The following is a 1698-nucleotide window of genomic DNA, read 5'->3' as shown; positions in this document are numbered from 1 at the left end:
AAACCGGTATCAAACCATCCTACTTTATTAAACAGATTGAAAAAGAACCTGACTTATTAATGAGTGCTTAAAAACAACTACCATAAACCTAAAATAAGCCTTTTACTAATTGTAAAAGGCTATACTCCCCCATGAAATCACCTTACTTATTCCTTTTCCTGTTATCATTTTTTTTTGCTAAAGCACAAACAAATTTTAAAATCCCCGATTCTTTATCTAAAAAAAGTTATGATGAGCTCTCTGACGACATTGACAAATACGAGAATGACAGTGTTAAACTTTGGGTATACTATTACACCTATATTGAAAAGGCTAAAAAAGAAAACAACAATAAGGAGCTAATTAAAGGGTATCGTAACATCTTATTTTATCTACCTCTAACTACAAGATTACAGTACACAGACAGTATATTGAACATTGCTCTTTCCCTTAGAGACGAAAAGCTGATTGGCAGAACATATATACATAAGGCTGTAGCTTATTTTAGATACAAAAACTATAGAAAATCACTAGACAACTATCTTATTGCAGATAAATACATCAATAATAAGAATGACATATATACCAAATACAAAATAAAATATGGTATTGCCAATATTAAGTTCTATTTAGGTTATTACCAGGAAGCACTTGATCTTTTCACTTTATGCAAAGACTTCTATAAAAACCAAGAGGGGTATAACAATAAACAAGGTTATCTACACTCCCTTTGCTCAATAGGGCTTTGCAATTATCGCCTTGGCAATTTGGAAAAATGCTCCAAAATAAATGAACTAGGAATAACCGAAACCAAAAGTGGTGATTTTTCTTTAATTAAAAGCTATTTTTTACAATCAGAAGGAATAAATCAATTTGCTAAAGAAAATTACACCAAATCTATAAATTACCTACAAAAATCACTCCCTAACATAAAAACCAATGAAGACTTTGTCAATATAGCACTTACAAACATGTATATTGGTAAAGACTACCTTAAGTTAAACCATGATAAAAAAGGCATTAAGTACTTACTAAAAGTAGACTCCATTTTACAAAAACATCATTATGCCAACCTTGACTTAAGAGAAACCTACGAGCTATTTATCAATTATTACAAAAAGAAGAATGATCTTGAAAATCAATTAAAATACACCAATCGACTACTGGAAGCCGACAGGATACTTGAAAAAAACTATAAGGATCTTATCCACACCATACATAAGGAGTATGATACTGCCGAGCTGGTTGCCTCTAAAAACAATCTTGAAAAAACACTTAAACGAAATAAGGTAATAAGTTATAGCATATATGGAGTAGGGAGTATTATTATACTGGTAATCACCTATATGCTTGTAGCCAATTATAAAAAACAAAAAACATACAGGTTAAAATACAACGAACTTATAGCCAAAACAAAAGAGTATGAAAGCCTGCCTGAATTACCAACAACAGTCCCTAAAGTTACACCGGAAGGCTTAGACATAAATAAAGAGATTATCTCAAAAATACTTAAAGGACTTCGGGAATTTGAAAAGAAAAAAAACTATCTAAACTCAGGTATAACCCAGTCGGCATTGGCAGAAGAACTGGAAACCAACACTACCTACCTGTCTAAAGTTATTAACCATTACAAAGAGAAAAACTTTAACTCCTACCTAAATGAGTTAAGGGTAAATCATGCTGTATCCTTATTAAAAAACAGCCCTACTCACCGCAGGT

General features: G+C 31.6%; 1 protein-coding gene. It reads left to right on the top strand.

The features are described from left to right. Positions 1–131 precede the first annotated feature (131 nt). The coding region (locus Q763_RS17235) for a helix-turn-helix domain-containing protein (protein ID WP_035136316.1) at positions 132–1698 on the top strand (1567 nt) is incomplete at its 3' end.

The sequence above is a fragment of the Flavobacterium beibuense F44-8 genome (assembly GCF_000769915.1).
Taxonomy (GTDB): domain Bacteria; phylum Bacteroidota; class Bacteroidia; order Flavobacteriales; family Flavobacteriaceae; genus Flavobacterium; species Flavobacterium beibuense.
The sequence above is the reverse complement of the archived record's forward strand: the minus strand, read 5'-3'. Positions and strand labels throughout refer to the sequence as shown.